The sequence below is a fragment of the Vibrio sp. QJM3NY_15 genome, from assembly GCF_057785995.1.
Window position 1 is genome coordinate 2,443,724 of the sequence record NZ_CM173517.1, and the last position, 19,499, is coordinate 2,463,222.

At 43.3% G+C, this 19,499-nt stretch carries 14 protein-coding genes; 9 read left to right on the top strand and 5 right to left on the bottom strand.

All coding sequences use genetic code 11. From position 1 onward, the window contains the following. Positions 1–444 precede the first annotated feature (444 nt). The 3 genes from emrD (at position 445) to xthA (ending at position 5,049) form a co-directional block, all read left to right on the top strand. Positions 445–1,650, top strand: a complete 1,206-nt coding sequence (emrD, locus tag AC3CKG_RS10875) for a multidrug efflux MFS transporter EmrD (RefSeq protein WP_488528349.1) — start codon at positions 445–447, stop codon at positions 1,648–1,650. Positions 1,651–1,907: 257 nt separating this feature from the next. Then, positions 1,908–4,073: a S9 family peptidase gene (locus tag AC3CKG_RS10880; protein WP_488528350.1), complete on the top strand. Its 2,166-nt coding sequence runs from the start codon at positions 1,908–1,910 to the stop codon at positions 4,071–4,073. A gap of 169 nt (positions 4,074–4,242) precedes the next feature. After that, on the top strand, positions 4,243–5,049 hold the full coding sequence (gene xthA / locus AC3CKG_RS10885; protein ID WP_102519187.1) for an exodeoxyribonuclease III: 807 nt from the start codon (positions 4,243–4,245) through the stop codon (positions 5,047–5,049). An 80-nt stretch (positions 5,050–5,129) separates the two neighbouring features. Here the strand turns inward: xthA and AC3CKG_RS10890 are convergent, their stop codons facing one another. The 4 genes from AC3CKG_RS10890 to AC3CKG_RS10905 all read right to left on the bottom strand — a co-directional run bounded on the left by AC3CKG_RS10890 (position 5,130) and on the right by AC3CKG_RS10905 (position 8,339). Continuing rightward, on the bottom strand, positions 5,130–5,807 hold the full coding sequence (locus tag AC3CKG_RS10890; RefSeq protein WP_065111034.1) for an ABC transporter permease: 678 nt from the start codon (positions 5,805–5,807) through the stop codon (positions 5,130–5,132). Between the two features lie 2 nt (positions 5,808–5,809). Then, positions 5,810–6,550 carry an ABC transporter permease gene (locus tag AC3CKG_RS10895; protein ID WP_004736534.1) on the bottom strand — a complete coding sequence of 247 codons (741 nt, stop codon included), beginning with the start codon at positions 6,548–6,550 and terminating at the stop codon, positions 5,810–5,812. Between the two features lie 78 nt (positions 6,551–6,628). Beyond that, the gene (locus AC3CKG_RS10900; RefSeq protein WP_017107255.1) at positions 6,629–7,399 is read right to left on the bottom strand and encodes an ABC transporter substrate-binding protein; all 771 of its coding nucleotides are present in this window, start codon (positions 7,397–7,399) and stop codon (positions 6,629–6,631) included. A gap of 169 nt (positions 7,400–7,568) precedes the next feature. After that, positions 7,569–8,339 carry an ABC transporter ATP-binding protein gene (locus AC3CKG_RS10905; protein ID WP_017107256.1) on the bottom strand — a complete coding sequence of 257 codons (771 nt, stop codon included), beginning with the start codon at positions 8,337–8,339 and terminating at the stop codon, positions 7,569–7,571. 793 nt (positions 8,340–9,132) lie between these two features. Here AC3CKG_RS10905 and AC3CKG_RS10910 point away from each other — a divergent pair. The 5 genes from AC3CKG_RS10910 to AC3CKG_RS10930 all read left to right on the top strand — a co-directional run bounded on the left by AC3CKG_RS10910 (position 9,133) and on the right by AC3CKG_RS10930 (position 16,268). Beyond that, entirely contained in the window at positions 9,133–10,674 is a 1,542-nt protein-coding gene (locus AC3CKG_RS10910; RefSeq protein WP_016767646.1) for a DUF3360 family protein, read from the top strand. Between the two features lie 306 nt (positions 10,675–10,980). After that, positions 10,981–13,257, top strand: coding sequence for a formate C-acetyltransferase (pflB, locus tag AC3CKG_RS10915; protein WP_017107258.1), 2,277 nt, complete (start codon positions 10,981–10,983; stop codon positions 13,255–13,257). A gap of 202 nt (positions 13,258–13,459) precedes the next feature. Continuing rightward, positions 13,460–14,461 (top strand): lipid A deacylase LpxR family protein, encoded by a 1,002-nt coding sequence (locus AC3CKG_RS10920; protein WP_488528351.1) that lies wholly within the window; start codon positions 13,460–13,462, stop codon positions 14,459–14,461. Between the two features lie 164 nt (positions 14,462–14,625). Then, positions 14,626–15,366, top strand: coding sequence for a pyruvate formate lyase 1-activating protein (gene pflA, locus AC3CKG_RS10925; protein WP_102343852.1), 741 nt, complete (start codon positions 14,626–14,628; stop codon positions 15,364–15,366). A gap of 401 nt (positions 15,367–15,767) precedes the next feature. Then, positions 15,768–16,268 carry a YfbU family protein gene (locus AC3CKG_RS10930; protein ID WP_065111031.1) on the top strand — a complete coding sequence of 167 codons (501 nt, stop codon included), beginning with the start codon at positions 15,768–15,770 and terminating at the stop codon, positions 16,266–16,268. 110 nt (positions 16,269–16,378) lie between these two features. Here AC3CKG_RS10930 and AC3CKG_RS10935 read toward each other — a convergent pair whose 3' ends face one another. After that, positions 16,379–17,134 (bottom strand): MipA/OmpV family protein, encoded by a 756-nt coding sequence (locus AC3CKG_RS10935; protein WP_017111073.1) that lies wholly within the window; start codon positions 17,132–17,134, stop codon positions 16,379–16,381. A gap of 354 nt (positions 17,135–17,488) precedes the next feature. Here AC3CKG_RS10935 and AC3CKG_RS10940 point away from each other — a divergent pair, with 354 nt between their 5' ends. Then, positions 17,489–19,423: a PrkA family serine protein kinase gene (locus AC3CKG_RS10940; RefSeq protein WP_029223565.1), complete on the top strand. Its 1,935-nt coding sequence runs from the start codon at positions 17,489–17,491 to the stop codon at positions 19,421–19,423. Positions 19,424–19,499 lie beyond the last annotated feature (76 nt).

Here is a 19,499-nt window from a genome sequence, read left to right on the forward strand (position 1 = left end):
CACATATAAAACGAAAGTTTATAGAAATGTTAATAAGTCGTGTCATTTGTCTTTTGTTTCTGTGATTTCAAGAGCTTTCGCCTTGTCCCTCTAAGTTAAATTATTGAAGCTAGAACCCCCAACTTGCGATGCTTACTACTTAGATAAACGTTTTAAACTATCACTATTAAAAGGAATGTTGTTTTCTCAAGGCAACCTTTACTTGCGACATTTTAAGGGAACCTAATCACCCTGTACTTCTTTAAAACCCCACCCATTTCGGATTAGTTTTTATAATCCAAACCATAGATTTTTATCTTGATCAACTTCACGCTTTTTGATTGCTAAGTCGCCATTCAAGCTCTAATATCTCGCGCCTAGATTCCCTGAATACTTTATTCATTTGGCTCTCCTCAATGGAGCGCTAAGGCTTTTTACGTCTTTAATTTTTGGAGAGATACGCAAATGTCTGCCTCGTTTCCATTAGCGAAACTTACCTTTTTAATCGCGATTCTGACTGCCGTAGGTCAAATGACTCAAACGATGTACGTGCCTTCTATCGGTCATATGTCGGGTGAGTTCTTGGTTTCTGCATCTTCACTTCAAGCGGTGATGGCGTGCTACCTGATCCCTTACGGTCTGTCACAATTTGTGTACGGCCCGCTTTCTGATCGCTTAGGCCGTAAACCCATCATCGTTGCTGGTTTGATCATCTATATCATCGGCACTTTGGTGGCGTTGTTCGCTCATGAGTATCAATGGTTCCTAGCGGGCAGCTTTATCCAAGGCTTGGGCATCGGTTGTGGTGGTGCGATGTCTCGTACATTGACTCGCGACTGTTTTGAAGGCGAAGAACTGCACCGAGCAAACAGCCTAATCAGCATGTGTGTGATTTTCTCACCATTGATGGCACCTGTACTGGGTGGTTACCTAACAGAAGCTTTCGGTTGGCGTTCTAGCTACTTGTTCCTTGCACTGTTTGGTATCGCTGTTGTGATCACCATGATGACGAGCATGATGGAAACACTGCCAAAAGAACGACGTAAACATGAATCGGTTGTAAACAGCTACAAATTCGTTCTGTCTGACAAACGTTTCCAAGGCTTCTTACTAATATTGGTCGCAACCTTTGCTGGCGTAGCCGTCTTTGAAGCAGCGGCAGGCGTACTACTTGGCGGTGTACTTGGCTTACCTGCAACCACAGTAAGCTTGTTGTTCGTCTTACCCATTCCGGGTTACTTAGTGGGTGCTGGCTTATCTAGTTACATCGCACAACGTCGCTCTGAGCGCCGTGCACTGAATGTCGGCCTAGTGTCGATCTTAGTCGGCTCTGCCGTGGTGCTGATACCGGGTCTGTTTGGTCAAACGACTGCACTAACTCTGATTGGCGGCGCAACCATTTACTTCTTGGGCGCTGGCATCTTATTTCCAGCAGCAACAACGGGGGCACTATCGCCATTCCCATACCATGCTGGTACAGGCGGCGCGATCTTAGGTGGTATGCAGAACCTAGGTGCTGGTATCGCAACATTATTGGCATCGTTCTTCCCTGCTCAAGACCAGCTTCCACTCGGTTGTTTGATGATCGCAATGTCATTTATCGTGATGCTTGGTTTACGTTGGGTCAATCGTAAACATGACCACTCAAACGAAATGCCATTGGCTATTTAAAGTAAAACGCAAATCTTGCCTACACAAATAGAGGGACATGCTGAAAAGTGTGTCCCTTTTTTATTACCCGTTTACCCTCGCCTAGTGTCTACCACCAATTTCATAAAACATTACTTTGATTTTTTGAAAACAATAACAGACACTTACGTTGAAAGTGCATATCCAGAATCCAATTATAAATAACATCACTGGAAGAAAACTAACCACTAAAGGATGCTGGCATTAAAACGAGTAAGGTGCACACTAAGGATATAAAGATGCGTTTCGCTTTAACCACATTAGCCGTATCGGTCGCGCTTATCGCCGGATGCAGCAATCAAGGAATATCAACCATGCCCCACTACTCTCAATCGCAACTTATCGCTCAGCAAACCAAAGCCCCCGTAGCTAAGAAAGTCCCTCATGCAATGACGGTTCATGATGACACTAGAATCGATGATTATTACTGGATGCGCGATGACGAGCGCCAAGATCCAGAGATCTTGCAACACCTTGAGCAAGAGAATCAGTACGCAGAGACCGTGTTGAAACACACTAATGCATTACAAGAACAGTTATTTGATGAGATCAAAGGCCGAATCGCGAAAGATGACAATTCGGTACCGGTTCGTAAAGGCAGCTACTTCTATTCAAATGAAGTCACGGGTGACAACGAATACGAAGTTCACTTGCGTGCAAAAGACTTTGCAGGCACAGACAAGCAAGTCATCTTAGACGTTAACGCACTGGCAAAAGAACACGAATTCTTCAGTATTGGCGGCTTGACGATCAGTCCAAACGAAAACTTGTTGGCCTATGGCGAAGATACGCTGAGCCGCCGTGTTTACACCATTAAGATTAAAGACCTCACGACCGGTGAATATCTAACTGATGAAATTGAAGGTGCCTCGAGTTCAATTGCCTGGCAAAACGACAACCAAGCCTTCTATTACATCAAGAAAGATCCACAAACGCTATTGGGTTACCAAGTTTTCCGCCATGTCTTAGGCACACCTCAGACAAACGATGAGTTGATTTACGAGGAAACCAACACAGCTTACTACACTGGCTTAAGTAAGAGTAAAGATGGCCAACAAGTGTACATTTGGCACTCGAGCACAGAAACCAGCGGTGTTTCAGTCATCGATGCCAGTAACCCAAACGCGAAAGCAGAACTTTTTTACCCAAAGGAAACAGGCATTGAGTACAGCATCGCTAAGCTAGGTGATTGGAACTACATCTACACCAACTACCAAGCCGTCAACTTTCGCTTAATGAAAGTCACAACCAAAGATATGCACGACCGTTCAAAATGGGTCGATGTCATTCCAGCTGATGATAATACTCAACTTGTCGATTTCGAGTTGTTTGATGACCATCTTGTTTACGAGCAACGTGCAAATGGCTTATCTACAGTGAAAGTTCGTCAACTCTCCACGAGCAAAGAGTTCCCACTCGAGTTCAATGACGCCGCTTTTGCCGCTTACCTGACTGGTAACTATGAATTAGACAATTCAAAAGTTCGCGTCTACTACAGCAGCTTAACCACACCAGGCACTTACTATGATTTCGACCTAAATACAGGCGAATCCGAGCTAATGAAGCAAACACCTGTATTGGGTGATTTCGAAGCGGACAACTACCAATCAGAGCGAATCATGGTAACGGCTCGAGATGGTAAGCAAGTACCTGTCTCTTTGGTTTATCGTAAAGACTTATTCAAGAAAAACGGTACTAACCCAATCTACCAATATGGCTATGGATCTTACGGCTCGACGATTGAACCTACCTTCCGCTCAGCTCGCCTAAGCCTACTTGATCGAGGCTTCGTTTATGCAATCGCTCATATTCGCGGTTCAGAAATGCTTGGTCGCCCTTGGTATGAAGACGGCAAGAAACTGACCAAACAAAACACATTTAACGATTTTGTCGATGTAACCAAAGGACTTGTTGACGAAGGTTACGGCGCTCAAGATAAAGTATTTGCGGTGGGCGGCTCTGCTGGCGGTCTATTGATGGGCGCAATCATCAACCAAGCACCAGAACTGTACCGTGGTATTGGTGCACACGTTCCGTTTGTAGACGTGGTAACAACCATGCTTGATGAATCAATTCCTCTAACCACAAACGAATATGACGAATGGGGCAACCCGAACGATAAAACCTACTACGAATACATGCTGAGTTACTCGCCATACGACAACATTAAAGTACAAAGCTATCCGAATATGTTGGTAACAACAGGTCTGCATGACTCACAGGTACAGTACTTTGAGCCGATGAAGTGGGTGGCGAAGCTGCGTGAAATGAAAACAGACAACAATGTGCTGTTGTTCAAAACCGATATGGAAGCCGGTCACGGTGGTGCTTCTGGTCGATTTAAACGATTGAAAGAAGACGCACTTGAATACGCTTTCTTTTTAGACTTGCTAAAGACTCAATAGATTCCGCGTAACTGTAGGTATTCACACAATTTTACGTCGCCATTTAGTCACTACAAAATGGCGACAGAAGTTATTAAGCATGGTTAAATACGATGAACCATGAAATCAACCAAATCAAAAAACCTTTAGAACAAACAGTGACAAAGGTTTCCGAGAGGTATAAAAACAAATGAAAGTAATTAGCTTCAACATCAACGGCCTTAGAGCCCGCCTTCATCAACTGCAAGCGATTATCGACAAACATCAACCCGACGTGATTGGTCTTCAAGAGATTAAAGTGCACAATGAAGCCTTCCCGCTCGCTGATGTTGAAGCGATGGGTTACAAGGTTTACTTCCATGGCCAAAAAGCGCACTACGGTGTGGCTATGCTGTGTAAGCAAGAGCCTATCTCTGTGCAGAAGGGTTTTCCTACAGACAATGAAGACCATCAAAAGCGTATGATCATGGCGACGTTTGAAGACGAAAACGGTGAAAAAGTTACCGTGCTTAATGGCTACTTCCCTCAAGGGGACAATATCAAGCACGAGACTAAATACCCATACAAGCGTCAATTCTACAAAGACTTGATGACTTACCTAAATGACTATCACAACAAAGATGAACAAGTCATTGTGATGGGCGACATCAATATCAGCCCTATCGACGCAGACATCGGCATCGGTGAACCTAACGCGAAACGTTGGTTGAAAACAGGCAAGTGTTCTTTCCAACCAGAAGAGCGCGAATGGTTGAAAACACTGATGGATTGGGGCTTTGTAGATAGCTTCCGTTTACTACATCCAGAAGTAAACGACCAATACTCGTGGTTTGATTACCGCTCAAAAGGTTTCGTGGACAACCGCGGCCTACGAATTGACGTGGTACTGGCGACTCAGAAACTTGCTGATAAATGTACTGAAGCAGGTATCGACTACGAACTGCGCGGCATTGAAAAACCGTCAGATCACGCTCCTATTTGGTCGACGTTTAAGTAACGAGTAAATTAGTCATTATCAATAAAAAACGGCGCTATGAAAGCGCCGTTTTTGTATCAAAGAATTAGCTTCTCAGAAAATTAGCTAAGCGGTCTTAGGTAAGCTAGGAAACGTTTCTCTGCGAACTTGAAAATCGCGATGATGATAAACGTTAGCGCCATGTAGAACAGGCCTGCTGTTAAGAAAGATTCGAATGGAGCGTAGTAACGTGAGTTAACCAAACGTGCTGCGCCAGTCAAGTCCATAATCGTTACAATACCTGCAACTGCAGAGCCATGAAGCATAAATATCACTTCATTACTGTAAGCCGGTAACGCTCGACGAAGAGCACTTGGCAGAATGATACGGCGGTATGTCTTCGGTGTACTCATGCCATATGCTTTTGCTGCTTCAACTTCACCTTTCGGTAAACCGTTAATCGCACCACGGATGATTTCAGCGGTATAAGCCGACGTGTTCAGAATAAACGCAACCAATGCACAGAACCATGCGTTTTCCCATAGGGTATCTTTCACTGGGAAAAATTGGTCCATACCGTAGTAAATCAGATACAACTGCACCAATAATGGCGTACCACGGAAGAAATAGATGAACGACCAAGCAGGAGCGTTAATCAACATATTTGGGCTGTTACGAGAAATAGCTAATGGTATGGCTACACACAAGCCAATGATCAAAGCTACGCAAACCATCCAAGCCGTTGTCCATAAACCACTAAGGTAAATCGGCAGGCTTTCAATTATCAATGAAAAGTCCATAACTACCTCGCGTGGATACTGAATTTACGTTCAACCAACTTAAGCAAGCCCGTCGAAACACTGGTGAAGAATAGGAAAATAAGTGCCACTGTCATATAAAAGGTAAATGGCATTTTAGTTGAACCTGCAGCCAATGCGCTAACACGCACCATGTCTTCTAAACCGATAATCGAAACCAACGCGGTGGTCTTGAGTAGAACCAACCAGTTGTTACCAAAACCCGGCAGTGCATGACGAATCATTTGAGGTAATAGAATACGGCGGAACGCTAATACAGGGCCCATACCATAGGCCTTTGCCGCTTCCATTTCGCCGCTATCAACAGCCATGATGGCACCACGGAAGGTTTCAGCCATGTAAGCACCGAAGATAAAGCCAATGGTTAAGACACCGGCAATAAATGGGCTGACATCAATATAGTCAGGTAAGTAAGCGGTCCACTCGTGGTTAGGGTCACTCGACGTGAACCATTCATTGAGCCACTCATTGATGGAATACAAACTGTTGTTTAAAAGGATTTGTCCACCAAAGAAAATCAACATCATCAATACGAGGTCAGGAATGCCTCGAATAACGGTTGTGTAGAGGGTTGCGATAGCACGAGCCCAGCGATAAGGCGCGAGTTTAGCTAAGGCACCTAGCATACCAAGAACCATAGCTAAAATTAGCGACAGCAAGGCAACTTCGATCGTAAGCACCGCCCCTTTCAGGATCGAAGCTTCATATCCTTGTAAATCAAACATAATGAATTCCAACAGAACTGCGAAAAAGTTGGTAGACAGGGAGAGGATAACCTCTCCCTTAAGAAGTGACGCTAGAGATTACTGGCCGTATACGTCGTAGTTGAAGTATTTAGCCGCGATATCTTGGTAGATGCCTTTTTCACGTAGTGAAAGGATTGCAGCATCTAACTGTTTAGTCAGATCTTTGTCTTGCTTACGTAGAGCAATACCAAAACCATCGCCGAACCATTTAGGATCGGTTAGAGATGGACCAACAAACTCGTAGTCTTCGCCACCCGCTTTGTTTAGTACGCCTTCTTCTAACGCAGATGCATCACCCAGTACAGCAGCAACACGGCCATTAGCTAAATCAAGGTAAGCTTCATCAAATGAACCGTAACGAACGATTTCTACTGTGTCGCCGTAGTTATCTGTTAGGTACTTATCGTGAGTTGTTGCACGTTGAACGGCAATTTTTTGACCACTTAGATCATCAAAGTTAAGGCCTGCACCTTTTTTAGCGATGAACTTGTTTGGGATAAGTGCGTACTTACCAGTAAAGTCGATTTTTTTCTTACGCTCTTCTGTAATCGACATTGCCGCGATGATCGCATCATATTTACGAGCAAGTAGAGAAGGAATAATGCCATCCCAATCTTGCGCTACGATCTTACACTTCACCTGCATTTCAGTACAAAGTGCGTTCGCCATATCGACATCAAAGCCTTTTAATGAACCATCCGCTTCAGTCCAGCTAAATGGAGGGTAAGCACCTTCAATACCGAAGCGTACTGTTTTCCATTCTTTTGCTTGAGCTACGCCCGTTGCAGCAGTTGCAGCAAGTGCCGCTACTAATAACCACTTTTTCATATCCCTACTCCTGTGATTTAGGTTTTTATGTTTTGCTAATTTTAATATTGTGTTTGTTGTTACTTATTAAATTACTTGTTGTGTTTTATTGCTTATACCGCTGTCATTGACCTTAACAACAATATTTCAATTTTGATTTACTTCAATCGACTGCGTGCATAGCTGATTATTAGTAGATAGAAGAGATAAACTGTTGTAGACGCTCTGATTCAGGTGCCGTAAACAGTTTAGCTGGATCGCCCTGTTCTTCCACCAGACCTTGATGTAAGAACATCACGTGGTTGGATACATCACGAGCAAAAGCCATTTCATGTGTTACTACAAGCATGGTTCTTCCTTCTTCGGCTAAGTCACGCATTACACCAAGAACTTCCCCTACTAACTCAGGGTCAAGTGCAGATGTCGGTTCATCAAATAGCATTACTTCAGGATCAACCGCTAACGCTCTTGCAATCGCAGCACGCTGTTGTTGACCGCCAGATAAATGACCCGGGTAGTAATCTTTACGTTCATATAGTCCTACTTTCTTCAGTAGCAGCTCAGCATTTTCAATTGCTTGTGCTTTAGGTACGCCTAAAACATGAACGGGTGCTTCGATAACATTTTCGAGAACGGTCAGGTGAGACCAAAGATTGAAGCCTTGAAAAACCATAGCCAAACGAGAACGGATTCGTTGAACTTGTTTTTCATTTGCAGGAACGGAAACGCCTTGGCGGTTATTTTTCATTTGAATTAATTCGCCATTAACCCAAATTTCGCCAGCAGTAGGTGTTTCTAAGAGGTTGATACATCTAAGGAAAGTACTTTTACCCGATCCTGAAGATCCGATAATCGAGACTACATCGCCTTTATGCGCAGAAAGTGAAATTCCCTTTAAAACTTCATTTTGACCAAACGTTTTGTGTAGATCCTTTATGTCCAGCGCCGGTACATCTTTCATGCGCTTTCTCTCCCAAGTTTGTGAAAATGCAAGGTACTCCGACCTTTTCATGCGATACAAACTAGCACCACACGAAAAAACATGCAACAAATTATTAACCTAATAAATTGGAATAAATAGCGATTCACTCTGACTTATTATGCAAAAGGTAGCGTTTTCGCCTCAATTTAATGAATGAGTTCTATCAATAAGCTGTAATTACACTCCTTGCATTGTTTAAATAAAGTTAATCAAAATGAGATTCTCGTAGCTTGATGTCTCACAAGAAAAACAAGTTTCGTGAACTTAGATACGTCGAGGTCAGCAAAATATAATCTGCGCGTTCAACACAACATACCCACCATAAGTCACAATTATTTTAAGGTTATTGCATTGTAAGCATTTGACCGAGAGCCGTTGGGGCAACAAGTAATAGTGAAATAACTCAGTAAGAATTGGGCATTGAGCTCGAGTCATGGCGACAAAGGCTCGAAGAAGATAGGTAAACGTCAGTTTGTGAAAAAAAATTACATGATTCATCAATGAGAAGTTAATGAAACGCTTCGTTTTGTAGCTTTCTTTCACATACACTCATAAAGTGATCAAGATCAATCACCCTAAAGGGTAAGCTTGTTAGACTTCTCAGCACACAATAAGGCATTAAAAATGCCAAATATTTCTTTTAACTTAACTGCATAAAGCACATCAAAAACGTGCAACATAATGTTAATAAGTTATAACTAAGAAATAACGCAATTACGCGAACTTATAGAATTCAATTTTAGAATTACTAACATAAAAATATGAGGAATCTATGTCAGACGTTGTCAATAATGCGAACTCTGAAGTAGAAGAGAAAAGCTATAAAGAGCTTCACCGCCCTGCTTCTGAATTTGAGAGCCGCTCAGATTACTTAGATCACGAACTTCAAATCATGAAGCCTCGTCGTTTTGGCCTAAACCTTCCAGGCCGTGATTTCCGTTTTGAACTTGAAGATCTTGTTCCTGCACTTGCTGGTACCATTGGTATCATCGCGATGTACTCAGCAGTAATGATGTCTTGGGCTGATGGCCTAACTCAAGCTTGGGATCACGTAAACTTGGGTAAAGACTTCGCGATTGAAGTTGCTCGTGTAGAAATGCTTATTCCTGCACTGCTGTTCTGTATTCTTGCTTCTGGTTTCTTTAACCCTAAAGCAAACCTTGCCGGCAACCACGGCCCAATGATCCCTCTTATCGGTACCATCGCTCTCGCTGGTGCTCACCCTCTTGCATTGGCAATCCTTATCGGTGTCTTTGGTCTAATCCTAAGTTTCCTTAAAGGCGGCTCTAAACTTGTTAACCTGACTTCGGAAGGTACGGCAGGTGGCTTGCTTATCTTCTTAGGCCTAACCGGTACCATGAGCCAAATTAACTCGATTCAAGCATGGGCGGTTGGTCTTCAATCTTCTACTGTTGAAGCGGGTAGCATGGGTTACGTTGGTTTAATCGTTCTTGCTATTACTATCGCTATCTACGCTTTCTTAGCAAAAGTGAACAAGCGTTGGTTAGCTATCCCAGTTTGTGCATTCACAGGCCTTGCTATTGCATTAGCATTGGGTGCTGGTTTCGATATTGTATTCGAAACTGAAATGGGTATTCCAAACCTAAACCCAGTTTACTGGTGGGGTTCGACTTCTGAAGGTTGGATGCTTGGCTTGCCAAACGTTGAACACTTCATCGCTTCTCTACCATTCGCAATTCTTGCCGTAGCAATGTGGTCGCCAGATTTCCTAGGTCACCGTATCTTCCAAGAACTGAACTACCCTAAACGTTCTGAAAAAGTTCTGATGGATGTTGATGACACAATGACGATGTGTTCTGTGCGTCAAATGGTGGGTACTGCAGTGGGTGGTGGTAACATCACTTCTTCTTGGGGTACTTACATGATCCCAGCGGCAATCGCGAAGCGCCCTATTCCAGGCGGTGCGATTCTACTTGGCTCGCTATGTATCATCGTTGCGATTCTTGGTTTCCCAATGGACGTAGCAGTATGGCCACCAGTAATGCGTGTTGCGCTACTTGTAGGTGTATCTCTACCTCTACTTGAAGCAGGTATGCAGATGGTTAAGGATTCAAAAGATTCACAAGCTGCTGGTATCTGTATCTTTGGTTCAGCAGTTGTTAACCCGGTATTAGCTTGGGCTTTAACAATGCTGCTTGATAACAACGGTCTGATTGGTGATAAAGAGCGTGCGAAGCGTCTGTCATTCGTCGACAAGATTGTTATCCCAGTCGGTGTTCTGGTTATCTGTTTAGTAGCAATGCTTGCAGTTGGTATGCTAGAAAGCCAATATGGTCTAAAAGCTTGGCTATAATGGTCTTCACTACACAAAAGTAGTATTGAGACTAAAAAAAAGTTTGGGTGGCAACCCCTGCCACTCAAATTTTTTCAACTTTTTTTGGCATTTATTGATTTAGTTTAAGGTTTGCAGGAATTTTTTAGCGTAGTCTTGAATTCATAGAGTAAAGACAACATATAAAAAGTAGTGACAATATATATAACCATATGAAGCTTATATGCTCATATATATTGTTATTAATAAGAGTGTACTACCCTTACGAGGGGCGCTGGCTCAACAGTGTTAAGTACGAATTTTTTCTACTAAAAAGGTAGGTATGTCATGGCAGAGCAATTTGCTAAAGCTTGGGAAGATTTTGCTGCAGGTGAGTGGCAAAGCGAAGTAAACGTTCGTGATTTCATTCAAAAGAACTACACGCCATATGAAGGCGACGAGTCTTTCCTAGTTTCTGAAGGTACTGAGGCGACTAATACGCTTTGGGCTTCGGTAATGGAAGGTATCAAACAGGAAAACGCAACTAAAGCACCTGTAGATTTCGATACTTCTGTTATCTCTACCATCACTTCTCATGATGCGGGCTACATCCAAAAAGACCTTGAAACAATTGTTGGTCTACAAACTGAAAAACCACTAAAACGTGCAATCATCCCTAACGGTGGTGTACGTATGGTTGAAGGTTCTTGTAAAGCATACGGTGAAACTCTTGACCCGATGGTTTCAAAAATCTATTCAGAATACCGTAAAACACACAACGCTGGTGTTTTCGATATCTACACGCCTGATATCCTAAAATGTCGTAAGTCTGGTGTTCTGACTGGTCTTCCTGATGCTTACGGCCGTGGTCGTATCATTGGTGATTACCGTCGCGTAGCACTTTACGGTATTGATTTCCTAATGAAAGACAAAGCAGCTCAATTCGCTTCTCTACAAGAGCGTTTCGAGAACGGCGAAGATCTTGCAGCTACAATGCAATTACGTGAAGAGATCTCTGAGCAACATCGTGCTCTAGGTCAAATCAAGCAAATGGCAGCGACTTACGGCTTCGATATCTCTGAGCCAGCTCAATCTGCTCAAGAAGCTATTCAGTGGACTTACTTCGGCTACCTAGCTGCTGTTAAATCTCAAAATGGCGCTGCAATGTCTCTAGGTCGTACTTCGACTTTCCTAGACATCTACCTAGAGCGTGATATCGCTGCTGGTAAAATCACAGAAGACCAAGCTCAAGAAATGATCGACCACTTCGTAATGAAGCTGCGTATGGTTCGTTTCCTACGTACTCCTGAGTACGATGAGCTATTCTCTGGCGACCCAATCTGGGCAACAGAGTCTATGGGTGGTATGGGCATCGACGGTCGTACGCTAGTAACGCGTTCGAACTTCCGTTTCCTTAACTCTCTATACACAATGGGTCCTTCTCCAGAGCCAAACATCACTGTTCTTTGGTCTGAGCAACTGCCTGACGGCTTCAAGCGTTTCTGTGCGAAGGTATCTATCGATACTTCTTCTATCCAGTACGAAAATGATGACCTAATGCGTCCTGACCTTGATTCTGATGATTACGCAATCGCTTGTTGTGTATCACCAATGATCGTTGGTAAGCAAATGCAGTTCTTCGGCGCTCGTGCTAACCTTGCAAAAACTATGCTTTACGCAATCAACGGCGGCGTTGATGAGAAGCTTAAAATGCAAGTTGGCCCAGTTGGCGACAAGATCACTGACGAAGTACTTAACTACGATGACGTAATGGGTCGCCTAGACACATTCATGGACTGGTTAGCTAAGCAATACGTGACTGCGCTAAACAGCATCCACTACATGCACGACAAGTACAGCTACGAAGCGTCTCTAATGGCTCTTCATGACCGTGACGTTCGTCGTACTATGGCTTGTGGTATTGCTGGTCTGTCTGTTGCTGCTGACTCACTGTCTGCAATTAAGTTTGCTAAAGTGAAGCCAATCCGTGATGAAGACGGTATCGCAACTGACTTCGAAATCGAAGGCGATTACCCTAAATACGGTAACAACGACTCTCGTGTAGATGATATTGCTTGTGAACTAGTTTCTACGTTCATGAACAAGATCCGTAAGCTTAAGACTTACCGTAACTCTATCCCTACACAGTCAGTTCTTACTATCACGTCTAACGTGGTTTACGGTAAGAAAACAGGTAACACTCCAGACGGTCGTCGTGCTGGCGCTCCTTTCGCTCCTGGTGCAAACCCAATGCACGGTCGTGATGAGAAAGGCGCTGTAGCTTCACTAACGTCTGTAGGTAAACTACCGTTTGCTGACGCACAAGATGGTATCTCTTACACGTTCTCTATCGTGCCAAACGCACTAGGTAAAGAACAAGACAGCCAACGTGCTAACCTTGCAGGCCTAATGGATGGTTACTTCCACCACGAAGCTGGCATTGAAGGTGGTCAACACCTTAACGTTAACGTTCTTAACCGCGAAACTCTTGAAGACGCAGTTAAGCACCCAGAGAAATACCCTCAGCTAACAATCCGTGTTTCTGGTTACGCTGTACGCTTCAACTCTCTGACTACAGAGCAGCAAGCTGACGTAATCGCACGTACATTTACTGAGTCTCTATAAGCTCACGCTAAATAGATAAGTAAAATGATATTAGCCCCGCCAATGTGCGGGGCTTTTTTATATCACCCAGAAATTTATTATTTCGTCTTCGCTATACGAAACGTCAGATTGAGCAAAAAACCCGTCATCTATTCACTTTTTTTTCACACCTAAACTCTAATTACGGTACTATCTTGGTTCATAATTTAAGAGTAACTGCTCCATGAAATACCTGCGTTGTTTACCCCTGATCCTTCTCTCTTTTTCATCTTTAGCATCTGAGCGTTCTACGCTAACTTTCGCTTTAGATAATGATGGTATTTTTGGTGTCGACCAAGACTATACCAATGGCTTATTTCTGGGTTACACATCGTCAAGTATTACGCCATATAATTGGGTGAAACCATTGAGTCTTTCCTACTGGGGCGCAAGCTCTCTAGATAAATGGGAAATCACCATTGGCCACAAGATGTATACGCCTTCTGATATTGAGTTAGAAACGCCATCGGCTAATGACCGCCCATACGCAGGTTACCTACATACAGAATTCAACTACATCAGTTTGAACCCACAACAAGCCCAACGTTTTAACATTACCTTCGGTACAACAGGCGAACGTGCGCTGTCTGAAGATGCTCAAAAGTTGGTTCACTCGATCACTAAATCAGATGAGCCTCTGGGTTGGGAATATCAAGTTGACGATGAGTGGGCGGGGAGCGTTGGTTACTTAAGCCATTTCAACCTAATGCGTAATCAAGCGTTAGCGAATACTGACTACGAGATCTCTAACGTTTCAGAGATCAATGTGGGTAACTTTAGAAGTGATATCTCGACTGGCTTTATGTTCCGTTGGGGCACTGACTTAGGCGGCAACTTTGGTGCAGCTAACATCAGCACTGAAAACCCATTTAAAGCTGGCATGATTGGCGCATCTAATACGGGTTGGTTTACCTATGCTGGCCTTGAAGGACGTTACCGATTTAACGACCTAACAATCGAAGGTGATCGTTCAGGTGTCGACGAGTACGCCAATAAAAATAGTCAAGATCCAGCTATCTACGACGTAACATTAGAGAACATCCAAGCGACAGCCGTACTGGGTTTTGCTTGGTATAACCAATACGTTGGTGCCTCTTTCGCGCTAACGGCCAAAACGCCTGATTACGAAGAAGCGAAAGAATCAATGTACACCACTGGTGGCATCACCATGTTTGCATTCTTCTAGCCACCAGCAAGGGCTTTCGTCCTTAACTTTTCAAGTTTAACAAAGGCAATCATCTTCACAGGTGATTGCCTTTATTTTTAAAGACCTCGTTACCATTTGACCCTATTTTATGTACCGTTTTTGTAATAAAATAAACGGTATAAATTCCTCTACGAGAATAGCTCATGTCTACAACTGGTCGCATTCACTCATTCGAATCTTGTGGTACCGTCGATGGCCCTGGTATCCGCTTCATCGTGTTTCTTCAAGGCTGCTTAATGCGTTGTATGTACTGCCATAATCGCGATACATGGGATCTTCATGACGGAAAGGAAGTAACGGTCGAAGAGATCATCAACGAAGCAAAATCATACCGTCATTTCATGAAAGCCTCTGGTGGTGGTATTACCTGTTCTGGTGGCGAAGCGATGCTACAACCTGAGTTTGTTCGTGACTTTTTCCGCGCAGCTCAAGCCGAAGGCATTCACACTTGTCTTGATACTAATGGCTACATTCGTAAGCACACAGAAGTGATTGATGAAGTACTCGACGCTTCTGATCTAGTGATGCTTGACCTTAAGCACATGCGAGATGAGATTCACCACGATTTCATTGGTGTATCGAATAGACGTACTCTGGATTTTGCACGCTACCTGCACAAAATCGGTAAGAAGACTTGGATTCGTTATGTGATTGTTCCTGGCTACACGGATACGCCTGAAGATGCTCATCTTCTTGGTGAATTCATCAAGGATATGGATAACATCGAGAAAGTAGAACTGCTTCCATACCACAAACTTGGTGCTCATAAATGGGAAGCACTGGGTTACGACTACCCGCTTGAAGGTACAAACCCACCAAGCAAAGAGAAAATGGACGAGATTGTTGCCGTTCTTAGTCAGTACCATTCAAACGTAAAATACTAATACTGCTAAAGTTCGAATAAAGACGCTGCTCAGCCTCTATTTTAAACGCCTCAATTTCGATTGGGGCGTTTTGTTTTATGATTATACCAATCGTAGTAAATAACTGGTCACCCTAGCTGGTTAAAACGCTCAATAACTGCGTTAGAAATTTTGATTGTAGAATAACTACTTATCGAAAATTTCTGCCTTGTTCTTAAGCCTTTTTCCTGCGCTATTTATGATCACTTACTTACTGTGATTGGTATCAAAACAATCCTTTCACTTTTCTTTACAACTTTTGTTTATCAATTCAAAAAATCATATTAAATCCGTGTTGAGATCATGTTTCCACTCGTAGGAATGCTGTTACTCTTACTGCAACAAAAGAATACAACATCTAGTTTTTTAGTGAGGCTCCTCCCATGGAAATGACCAATGCTCAGCGTCTAATTCTATCAAATCAATACTACCTAATGTCTCAAATGGACCCTGAGAACTCAGCTAAATACCAACGTCTACAAACGGTTGTAGAGCGTGGTTACGAACTTCAAATGCGTGAACTGAACAAAGAATTTGGTTGTTTGACTGAAGCAGAATGTCGCGAAGTTATCGACATCATGGAGATGTACCATGCCATGCAAGAGTCGAACAAAATGCTAGCAGAACAAGAGCGCGCTGAAGTTGATCAACGCCGCCTACAGTTCCTAGGTTTTGATATCGCGTCTGAAGCACAAGTCGTACATTACGTACGTTTCCTTGTTGATTCTGAAGGTCTTTACCCTCAATTCGACAAAGCAGATCACCACTTCAATAGCCAAATGCCAATGCTAGAGAAATACCGCCGCATGCTAACAACATGGCGCAACTGCCCTCGTCAGTACCACCTATGTGCGACAGAGCTATCTCAAATCTTTAGCGCTTAATACGTTAAGTCATAAGCTTTAAGTTGGCTTATCACAGTTTCAAAAAAAGGGTTACTCATCATGAGTAACCCTTTTTTAATGTTCGTGTATAAACAGACAAACCAAAGTAATTAGAAGACGTAAGCAACACCGACGTTTGCAGCCATGTTAATGCCACTTTCAAGTATTGGACTGTTCTCAATATCACCTTCAAGGTTGGTATAACGAACACCGCCGGTTACTCGGATATTTGGCGTCACGTGTAAATAACCACCTAAGCCAATAAAGTACTGACCATCCCAGTCTGCATCGAATTCATTTAAATTGGTTCTCGCCGCTTCTGCTGAGCTCACCCCATACAGGTGATTATTCAAACGTTCACTGTTATAGGCATAACCAATAGAGGGTGTAATCGCCCAACCATTGCGACGAATCGGCAAACGCCACGCCGCTTCTGCATAGATGCCATTGTGCCTAAACCCTAAGTCAGAGCCAGCTGTCGCTTCAAACATCCCTACCAAGGTGATCACTTGGTAACTGATACCACCTAACACTGATGCTTTACGTTCATCTAATTTTTGAATATCAACGTTATCAGAATCACCCGGCTTTAATGTTCTAGAATCATAAACCGCTCGAAACACAATATTCTGTGGTGAGCCAGCAGGAAGTAAGCGATAACCTGCACTGAATCCACGCATGAAAAAGTGCTCACCTTCATAACCAATCATAGGGATCACCGCACGGTTTGACGGTGTATCTTTATAGACAGCAGGAGAATAAGAAGCGGCGACGCCCAGTGACCACTGTGAGATTTTTGCATGTGTTGCTGTCGAAGCCAGTAACGCAGCACTGATAGCCACTATTTTAAACCCATTATTCTTCACTACATCTACCTATTTATTGAGCAATTTTTGATAACGCCGCGCATTATATGGTACTTCATTCCTGCAAATCAATAGAGCTCAGTTATACATCTAATACACATAAATCCAATATGAGTATTATTAAGCGACCGAAAATCACAAAACAAACGGCTAGATCCTCTCGAATGTAAAATAATTGGATTCTACACGCCTCAAGTTGCCTATTGCGCTCACTACGTTTTTCACACGCAAAATTGTAAATAAATACATAATTGTTAAGCAAAATTGTGGAAGCGGGTCTAATCTTAAAATGTAGGGAGAGCCTATTTTTCAATCGCTCATCAGTTTTGACTGGTTAACAAGGGGAATGTGACTATGAGTATTTTTGACCACTATCAATCACGTTATGAAGCAGCCAAGGAAGAAGAGCTCACATTGCAAGAGTTCTTAGGGCTGTGTAAAGACGATAAAAGTGCTTACGCTAACGCTGCTGAGCGCTTACTACTGGCCATCGGCGAACCGGAGGTTATAGACACCGCTCAAGACCCCCATCTAAGTCGTATTTTCTCGAACCGTGTCATATCGCGTTACAGCGAGTTTAAAGATTTCTATGGCATGGAAGATGCGATTGAACAGATTGTTTCTTACCTAAAACACGCTGCACAAGGTTTAGAAGAACGTAAACAGATCCTTTATCTACTCGGCCCTGTGGGCGGTGGTAAATCTTCTCTTGCTGAAAAGCTAAAAGCACTGATGCAAAAACTGCCAATCTATGTGCTGTCTGCTGATGGTGAGCGAAGCCCAGTAAATGATCACCCCTTCTGTCTGTTCGACGTAAACGAAGATGGCGATCTTTTGAAACAAGAGTACGGAATAGAGAAGCGCTACATCCGCTCTATCATGTCACCTTGGGCGGCAAAACGCCTCCATGATTTCGGTGGTGATATTTCTAAATTCAAAGTCATCAAGCTCCGTCCTTCGATTCTCGACCAAGTTGCGATCGCGAAGACAGAACCGGGTGATGAAAACAACCAAGATATCTCTTCACTTGTAGGTAAAGTCGATATTCGTAAGCTTGAGCACTTCTCTCAAGATGATCCGGATGCCTACAGCTACTCTGGTGCGCTGTGTAAAGCCAACCAAGGTGTGATGGAATTTGTGGAGATGTTCAAGGCACCAATCAAGGTATTGCACCCTCTACTTACAGCAACACAAGAAGGTAACTTCAACGGTACCGAAGGGCTTTCCGCTCTGCCGTTTGATGGCATGATTTTGGCTCACTCGAATGAGTCAGAGTGGCAAACATTCCGTAATAACAAGAACAACGAAGCCTTCCTTGACCGTGTGTACATTGTAAAAGTCCCTTACTGTCTACGCGTCTCTGAAGAAGTGAAGATCTACCAGAAATTGCTTGAGCACAGTGAACTCTCAAATGCACCATGTTCACCAAGTACACTCGCTCTGCTATCGCAATTCAGCATCCTTTCGAGACTGAAAGAGCCTGAAAACTCTTCTCTGTTCTCAAAAATGCGTGTTTACGATGGTGAGACTCTAAAAGACACCGATCCAAAAGCGAAGAGTTACCAAGAATACCGAGATTATGCTGGCGTTGACGAAGGCATGTCTGGGCTATCAACGCGTTTCGCCTTTAAGATTCTGTCTCGCGTGTTCAACTTCGACCAAGCCGAAGTGGCGGCAAACCCGGTTCACTTGTTCTACGTTATTGAACAACAGATCGAACGTGAGCAGTTCCCTCAAGAAACCGCTGAGAAGTATCTTGAGTTCTTGAAAGGATACCTAGTACCGCGTTACGTAGAATTCATTGGTAAAGAAATTCAGACCGCTTACCTAGAGTCTTACTCTGAGTACGGACAGAATATCTTCGACCGTTACGTCACCTACGCTGACTTCTGGATTCAAGACCAAGAGTACCGTGATCCAGAAACAGGACAGCTATTTGACCGTGCTTCTCTGAATGGTGAACTAGAGAAAATCGAGAAAACAGCCGGTATCAGTAACCCTAAAGACTTCCGAAATGAGATTGTGAACTTTGTGCTTCGTGCCAAAGCCAACAATAACGGTCAAAACCCGGTTTGGACGAGCTACGAGAAACTGCGCACTGTAATTGAGAAGAAAATGTTCTCTAACACAGAAGAGCTACTTCCTGTTATTTCGTTCAATGCTAAGACCTCAACGGATGATCAGAAAAAACACGACGACTTCGTTGCTCGTATGATGGAAAAAGGCTACACCGAGAAACAAGTGAGACTGCTATCCGAGTGGTACCTAAGAGTTCGTAAATCCTCATAACCAAACTGTACTGAGCTGTTCAAGTGAGCAGCTCGTACAAACCAATAACTCTTACAACCTATAAAAAGTAGGATCG

Bases quoted from the DNA above. Each gene is read 5' to 3' on its own strand.
- emrD (WP_488528349.1), top strand. From the start codon at position 445: ATGTCTGCCTCGTTTCCATTAGCGAAACTTACCTTTTTAATCGCGATT.
- AC3CKG_RS10880 (WP_488528350.1), top strand. From the start codon at position 1,908: ATGCGTTTCGCTTTAACCACATTAGCCGTATCGGTCGCGCTTATCGCC.
- xthA (WP_102519187.1), top strand. From the start codon at position 4,243: ATGAAAGTAATTAGCTTCAACATCAACGGCCTTAGAGCCCGCCTTCAT.
- AC3CKG_RS10890 (WP_065111034.1), bottom strand. From the start codon at position 5,807: ATGGACTTTTCATTGATAATTGAAAGCCTGCCGATTTACCTTAGTGGT.
- AC3CKG_RS10895 (WP_004736534.1), bottom strand. From the start codon at position 6,550: ATGTTTGATTTACAAGGATATGAAGCTTCGATCCTGAAAGGGGCGGTG.
- AC3CKG_RS10900 (WP_017107255.1), bottom strand. From the start codon at position 7,399: ATGAAAAAGTGGTTATTAGTAGCGGCACTTGCTGCAACTGCTGCAACG.
- AC3CKG_RS10905 (WP_017107256.1), bottom strand. From the start codon at position 8,339: ATGAAAGATGTACCGGCGCTGGACATAAAGGATCTACACAAAACGTTT.
- AC3CKG_RS10910 (WP_016767646.1), top strand. From the start codon at position 9,133: ATGTCAGACGTTGTCAATAATGCGAACTCTGAAGTAGAAGAGAAAAGC.
- pflB (WP_017107258.1), top strand. From the start codon at position 10,981: ATGGCAGAGCAATTTGCTAAAGCTTGGGAAGATTTTGCTGCAGGTGAG.
- AC3CKG_RS10920 (WP_488528351.1), top strand. From the start codon at position 13,460: ATGAAATACCTGCGTTGTTTACCCCTGATCCTTCTCTCTTTTTCATCT.
- pflA (WP_102343852.1), top strand. From the start codon at position 14,626: ATGTCTACAACTGGTCGCATTCACTCATTCGAATCTTGTGGTACCGTC.
- AC3CKG_RS10930 (WP_065111031.1), top strand. From the start codon at position 15,768: ATGGAAATGACCAATGCTCAGCGTCTAATTCTATCAAATCAATACTAC.
- AC3CKG_RS10940 (WP_029223565.1), top strand. From the start codon at position 17,489: ATGAGTATTTTTGACCACTATCAATCACGTTATGAAGCAGCCAAGGAA.